Source organism: Vibrio sp. 2033 (assembly GCF_033339735.1).
In genome coordinates, this window is the sequence record NZ_JAWOVC010000006.1 from 252,875 (window position 1) to 260,193 (window position 7,319).

Annotated in this window: 6 protein-coding genes; all 6 read left to right on the forward strand. The window is 45.5% G+C overall.

The window, feature by feature from the left end:
- Positions 1–44: 44 nt before the first annotated feature.
- Positions 45–1,898, forward strand: coding sequence for an ABC transporter ATP-binding protein (locus R7P74_RS11265; RefSeq protein WP_225495619.1), 1,854 nt, complete (start codon positions 45–47; stop codon positions 1,896–1,898).
- 237 nt (positions 1,899–2,135) lie between these two features.
- On the forward strand, positions 2,136–3,170 hold the full coding sequence (locus tag R7P74_RS11270) for a sensor histidine kinase (RefSeq protein ID WP_207220427.1): 1,035 nt from the start codon (positions 2,136–2,138) through the stop codon (positions 3,168–3,170).
- The gene (locus tag R7P74_RS11275; protein ID WP_172563914.1) at positions 3,167–3,865 is read left to right on the forward strand and encodes a response regulator transcription factor; all 699 of its coding nucleotides are present in this window, start codon (positions 3,167–3,169) and stop codon (positions 3,863–3,865) included. Before R7P74_RS11270 ends, R7P74_RS11275 begins: the two co-directional genes overlap by 4 nt.
- Before the next feature lie 151 nt (positions 3,866–4,016).
- A complete protein-coding gene (locus R7P74_RS11280; RefSeq protein ID WP_005375180.1) occupies positions 4,017–4,670 on the forward strand; it encodes a potassium channel family protein in 654 nt (217 codons plus the stop codon).
- Between the two features lies 1 nt (position 4,671).
- Positions 4,672–6,036: a TrkH family potassium uptake protein gene (locus tag R7P74_RS11285; RefSeq protein WP_025768536.1), complete on the forward strand. Its 1,365-nt coding sequence runs from the start codon at positions 4,672–4,674 to the stop codon at positions 6,034–6,036.
- 247 nt (positions 6,037–6,283) lie between these two features.
- A complete protein-coding gene (locus R7P74_RS11290; RefSeq protein ID WP_115386780.1) occupies positions 6,284–7,210 on the forward strand; it encodes a LysR substrate-binding domain-containing protein in 927 nt (308 codons plus the stop codon).
- The last annotated feature ends 109 nt before the right edge of the window (positions 7,211–7,319 follow it).

The following is a 7,319-nucleotide window of genomic DNA, read 5'->3' on the forward strand; positions in this document are numbered from 1 at the left end:
GTAAAACGTTCGCAAATTCATTCGCGGTACCTAAAGTCATTGTTATGTTCAATTGGTTTGAAAAACTGACCCAACCCTTTCCCCAGATGGAAACCGAAAAGCCACCGAAGACGCTATTTGGCTTTTGTCGTTTTTACACTCGTGGCTTTGAAGCCCCTTTACTCGTTATGGCAGTGTTCAGTGCGCTTATTGCCATCACAGAGGTGACGCTGTTGCGTTATATGGGCGAGCTCGTCGATATTCTCTCTAATCAAGATCGCGCAACATTCTGGCAAGACCAGGGTGATCGCATGCTAATGATGCTGTTCTTAGTGGCGGTTGTGATGCCAGCTCTCGGTTTTGTCCACTCAATGGTGATGCACCAAACGTTATTGGGTAACTACCCGATGTCTATCCGTTGGTTGATTCACCGTTACTTGCTAAAACAAGCGGTTGGATTTTTCCAGCGTGACTTTGCAGGCCGAGTTGCGACCAAAGTGATGCAAAGTGCGTTAGCGGTACGAGAAACGGTCATGAAGCTGGTGGATGTACTGGTTTATATCAGCGTTTATTTTCTTTCGATGCTTTGGATGATGGGCGAAGCCGATGGTTTGCTAATGTTACCTATTGTGATTTGGATAGGAATGTACGCGGTTATCCAGTTCTACTTTATCCCTAAAATGAAACAAGTAGCGACAGAGCAAGCGGATGCTCGTTCTGTAATGACTGGGCGCATTGTCGATTCTTACACCAACATATCTACCGTAAAGCTATTCGCGCACTCGCAACGAGAGTTGGAATACGCAGAAAGCAGCATGAAGCAATTTTTGGTGACGGTTTACCGCCAAATGCGCATGGTGACTTGTTTACTGTTTAGTGTGGATGCCATCAACTATTTGCTGCTGATGTCTATTAGTGCCATTTCGGTTTATCTATGGCTAGATCACGCTGTAACAATTGGTGCTATTGCGATTGCCATCAGTATTGCATTGCGCGTACAAGGTATGTCGAAGTGGATCATGTGGGAAGTTAGCGCACTGTTTGAAAACATCGGTACAGTAGTAGACGGTATTAATACGATTTCAAACGATGTTGAAGTGAAAGACGTACCAAATGCTAAGCCTTTGCAAATCTCTCAAGGTGAGATCTGCTTTGATAACGTTGGTTTTAACTACAGTGATGAGAAGGCAGTATTTGAGAACTTGAATCTGACTATCAAACCGGGCGAAAAAGTCGGCATTGTCGGTCGCTCTGGGGCAGGTAAATCCACGTTGGTCAACTTGTTGCTGCGCTTTTACGACGTAAATAGCGGTAAGATTTGCATTGATGGACAGGACATTTCTCAAGTTGAACAAGAGTCTCTTCGCCAACACATCGGTATGATCACTCAAGACACCTCTTTGCTGCATCGTTCAATTAAAGAGAACATTCTTTACGGTGATCCAGATGCTTCAATGGATGCCGTTATCGCAGCTGCTGAGAAAGCACATGCTAATGATTTCATTCAATCTCTACGAGACGAGCAAGGTAACGTTGGCTATGACGTTGAAGTGGGTGAACGCGGTGTGAAGCTGTCTGGTGGTCAGCGTCAACGTGTGGCGATTGCTCGCGTTCTGCTGAAAAACGCGCCAATTTTGATCATGGATGAAGCAACGTCTGCACTTGATTCAGAAGTAGAATCGGCAATTCAAGAAAACCTTGAACTTCTGATGGAAGGAAAAACAGTGATTGCGATTGCTCACCGTTTATCAACGATTGCCGCGATGGATCGTTTGATTGTAATGGATGACGGAAAAATCATTGAACAAGGATCGCATTACGAGCTGCTGCAATTGGGTGGTGTTTACGCTCAGTTGTGGAAGCATCAAACCGGCGGTTTTTTGTCTGAGCAAGGTGATGCTCAACTGCAAGTCATCTAATATGACGCTACACGAAAGAGGAGCAAATGCTCCTCTTTTTTGTGTCTGTCGTTTATACCGAGTAAGTAGGCGTTAATGGGCAACGTTAACTTGTGATTATTCATTGAGTTAGGCCAACTTAATGATGATTATGTTTATAACTCACTGTCGTTATTGAATTTTTTACGCTTTTTTTACGCGAACTCCGAATGGGCTTTTGCTAAAGTTTTCTACATCGAATTTTGGTTGATGTATTTTATGTTTGTTCAATGGCGAGATAACACCTTTCTCTTTTCTACTACCGTGATTGTTGGCGCGGTTGTGGTCTCATGGCTGTTAGACCAACTGTTTGGCTCTACAGCCGCAGTCCTGCTGATTTTACAGTTAGCAGTCGTGGTAGTGGCGTTTCAATGCAACTCGCGATTCGCTTATGCGGCGGCGGTGATCGAAGCGTTGAGCTTCAACTTCTTTTTCACGACGCCTCGTTACTCTTTGCAGATGTTTCGTCCGGAAGACATTTTTAATTTAGTCGTGTTTATGGTGGTGGCATTTATCACCAGCACCTTTGCGGATCTTTATCGTCGCCAGCAGGGCGAGTTAAAACAAACCAAGCTGCAAAACAGCATCCTGCTATCGGTGTCCCATGACTTACGCACGCCGCTGGCAACCATTATTGGAACATTGACCACACTCAACGAGTACATGCCCAAGCTCAATGACTTAGAGCGTAAAGAATTGCTCGACAGTGCGACTTCAGAAAGCCATCGCTTGCATCAATATATCGAGAACCTCTTACAGGCGACTAAGCTCCAGCACGGCACATTAAAAATTACCAAAAAAGATGAGTTGATTGCAGATATTGTTCGGGATGCGGTTTCTCGTTTGCCAAATTACACCGAGAAAGTGTCCATGAATATGGATGATTCCGTTGATTATTTGTCAGTAAGTCGTTCGCTCATCGAACAAGCGATTTTTAATGTGCTGGATAATGCCATGCGATTTTCACCAGAGAATGAATCTGTTGAGGTTTCTCTTTCTAAGCAGGGTTCGTCGTGCGTGATTGATGTTCGGGACATGGGGATTGGCATCAAAGCTGAAGATGCGGAAAAAATATTCAACCTTTTCTATTCCGGCGCGAACAACAAATCGGCCGATTCAGGCACCGGAATGGGACTCGCGGTTGCCAAAGGCATCATCATCGCACACCAAGGAGAGATTCAATCTATGCCAGTATCAGAAGGGACGCTGATCCGCATTCTACTTCCACTCAATCAAGGAGCAGAGCAGGCGTGAGTTACAAAGTTTTAGTCGTGGACGATGAGCCTCGCATTCATACCTTTATTCGAATTTCGCTGTCTGCTGAAGGGTTTGATTACATTGGCGCGAGTACCATTGCAGAAGCCAAAGCGTGTTTCGAAGCACATTCGCCGCACGTCATTCTGCTAGATTTAGGCTTGCCCGACGGCGATGGGAAGGAGTTTCTCACTACGCTTCGTCAGACGTATAAAACGCCAGTGCTAGTGCTGACGGCTCGCGATCAAGAAGAGGAAAAAATCCGCCTTTTAGAAGCGGGCGCGAATGATTACTTGAGCAAGCCTTTTGGCGTAAAAGAGCTCATCGCGCGCATCAAAGTGCTGGTTCGAGATTTGGTGGATGAGAAATCCATCGCTGATGAGCTGGTGGCTGGCCGAGTCAAAATCATCAAAAGCACCCACCAATTTTGGTTGGATCAGAGGGAAATTCCACTCACCAAGAAAGAATTTTCTTTCATTGAACAGTTGATTCTCAAGCCGGGAAAACTCATTGAGCAAACTCATTTGCTAGCGGTGATTTGGGGAAAAAGTCATGTCGAAGATACTCACTACTTACGCGTGTTAGTGAGTCAACTACGCAAAAAACTGAACGATAGTGCTGACGAACAGCGACTTTTAAAAACCGAGCCGGGGCTGGGTTATCGTTTAGTGCTTGAGACGTCCAAGCACCACTAAATTCCAAATTTAATCAACGTTAATGCCAAGGTTTAGTGCTGGTTATCGGCACTCGAACAGGATTCGTGTTGCCTATTTTTCGTGACGGAAAATCAGCCTAGCCCTTAACGCATTAGCATTTTCTATACATAAAACACAGTTAGGGATTGATATGGCTCACTTTACAGTAATTGGTTTAGGGCGATTTGGCGTTGCCGCTAGCTTAGAACTTATTCATCTTGGACACACCGTAACGGGGGTGGATAGCGACCCGAAAATCGTCGAGAAATACGTCGAAGAGTTAACGCAAGCGGTCATATGTGACGCAACAGACGAAGGCGCACTCAGAGAGTTAGCGCTAGCGAACAGTGATGTGGTGTTGGTGGCGATTGGCGAAGACATGCAAGCCAGTTTGTTGTGTACGTTGGCGCTGAAAAATCTGGGTGTGAAATCCATTTGGGTCAAAGCGAGCACCAAAGCACACCACACCATCGTGTCTAAGCTTGGTGTACAACGCATTATTCATCCGGAAGAGGAGATGGGCGTAAGAGTCGCACAGGCACTCAACTATCCGATGGTGAACAACTATTTGGAAATGGGGCATGGCTTGTATGTGGTGGAAATCCACGTTAAATCCAATCTGCACGATACGCCGCTTTCTAAGTTGATCAGCCGAGGCAGTTACAACATTCAGCCTATCTTGGTGAAGCGCGAAGAAGCCGTCTACACCAATATCAATGATGAGTTTGTGCTTAATGAGTTCGACACGCTGTTGCTTTGTGGTAGTCGCGCTGAGCTGAAATACGTCGCTCCAAGGTTGGTGTAACATGGTTTTGTGGCATCCCTCTATTATCCCCATCGAGCGAAAACCCAAAGCGGGCAAAAAATTGTTGGGCGCACCGCCATTAATACTTAGCCTCAGCTTTGCGTGCTTGATCATGCTCGGCACGGTCTTACTCAAACTGCCGATTGCCACCACAGAGCCCATCACTTGGATTCAAAGCCTGTTTACAGCAACATCGGCCATTACGGTGACGGGATTAGTTGTGGTGGACACGGGCACGGCGTTTACGCCTTTTGGGCAAGTGGTTATTGCTTTCCTGATTCAATGTGGTGGCCTAGGTTTGATGACGTTTGCTATCGTGACCTTGCTGGCTCTGGGCGGAAAAATTGGCTTTTTGGAGCGAGCAGTCGCGAGAGAGGCGTTCAACCAGACTGATTCATCGACACTCATTGCCACTGCTAAATCTGTATTGATGTTCGCTCTGCTCGTTGAACTTATTGGTTTCACTATTTTGAGCGTTTATTGGAGTGAAGAGCTGGGCTGGGAAACCAGTTTGTTCCATGGTTTCTTCTACACCATCAGTGCGTTTAACAATGCAGGTTTTGCGTTGAGTGCCGATAGCTTAATGCCTTACGTGGACGACCCGGTCGTTAACTTCACCATTACCAGTTTGTTCATTATTGGTGGTTTAGGCTTCTCGGTTTGGATTGACTTAAAACGCAATCGCCGTTGGCATCGACTCACCGTTTACAGTCGAATGATGATCTTAGGCACGATGATCATTAACGTGGTGGCACTTATCGCGATTTATCTGATTGAATATGACAACCCCAACACGCTTGCCCCGTTGAGCGAAGCAGGGAAATGGTGGGCATCGTGGTTTCAAGCGGTGACGCCAAGAACGGCAGGGTTCAACACTTTAGCTATCGATCAGTTGGAAGATGCCACAACGGCGATCATTCTGGTGTTGATGTTTATCGGCGGTGGATCATTGAGTACGGCAAGTGGCATTAAAGTTGTGACATTTATAGTGTTAGTCTTGGCGACTTACAGCTATTTGCGTCGCGATGAAGCAACCTATGCCTTTCAACGCGAGATTCCCAAAGAGACCATCAGCAAGGCATTGGCGCTGACTCTGATCTCGGTGGGGGTGACTTGGTTTGCCATATTCACGCTGTTACTGACAGAGAAAGCGTCTATGTTAGACATTATGTTCGAAGCGGTCTCGGCACTGGGTACGGTTGGGTTATCGCGAGGCTTAACGGGCAGTTTGTCCGAACCGGGTGAGTTAGTGATCATCTTCATGATGTTTATGGGACGATTAGGGCCTCTTACATTAGCGTACTTCTTAGCCAGTCCAAGAAAGAAAAAAGCGCGTTACGCGAGTACTAAACTGGCAATAGGGTAAATGGGCTAACTCGTACAAAGTGAGCAAAAGGCTAGACAAAAGAGGAGTAACTGCTCCTCTTTTTGTGCTCGTTGTAGCCACGAAACTGTATACGGCAGTCTCTCTCACAACAATTTATGATTCATCTCTATTTTTTATCATTTATAAATTGTCGTTTTTGAGGTGTTGTCCAGAATGGCATTATCCACGTGCAACATAAGATTGCCGGGAATAAAAATAATTACAATACTGCCTTACTGGAAGATACATGAAAATCAAACCCCTCCCACCTTTAAATAGCCTCGTTGCGTTTGAAGCGTCGGCGCGGCACTTGAGTTTTACGTTAGCCGCTGACGAGCTAAACGTGACCCAAGGTGCTATCAGTCGCCAAATTAGACAATTAGAAGAATACTTAGGCAAGGCTATGTTCACGCGAGCCAATCGAAGCATTAATTTAACGCCTACAGGTCTTCAATATTATCAAGCTGTCAGCCAATCTTTGCTCGATATTGCTCAAATAACTGGTGAAGTGAAGAAGTGGCAGGGCGAACAAAAGATCACGGTTGCGACGACAAATGCAATGGCAGCCTTGTGGTTGTTGCCTAAGGTTGCTCAATTTCAAAATGAACATGATGACATCGATATAAGAATATTGGCCTCAGATAATGTGTTGGACTTACGCCGATTAGATTGCGATCTCGCCTTGTTTTATTGTCGCACTCCACCTGCGGAAATGGATGTGACAACGCTGTTTTCAGAAGAAGTATTCCCTGTGTGTAGCCCGCTTTATTTAGAGAAAATCGGCCAGCCTAGTAAGCCAGAAGAAATCTTCAATAAAACGTTACTCTATCTGGAAGAGTCTCAAAGAGATTGGGTGAATTGGGAGCAGTGGTTTGCGAGTGTAGGATTGCCAAATATTTCGCCTCGTAATCGCATGAACATCAATAACTATCCAATGCTGTTACAAGCGGCAATTAATGGTCAGGGAATCGCGTTAGCCTGGGGGTCATTAGTGGACGACTATTTACAAAGCGGTGCTTTAGTTAGGCCAGTCGAACACGTGCTTTCAACACCTTCCAATTTCTCTATGCTTGAACCTAAAAATAGAGGTTTAATCCCAGCAAGCGTCAAGCGTTTTAGAGAGTGGCTTTTGCAACAGTTGCCAGATGAGGTGGGTGATCGAGGCTTAGCTTAAATCAATAAGCAGAGAAAATAACAGAGTTTGGTTGACCCGTCCTGATATGGGTTGACACTTTTTAACTAAAACGCTCGATGTACTTCATCGGGCGTTTTGTATTTTAAAG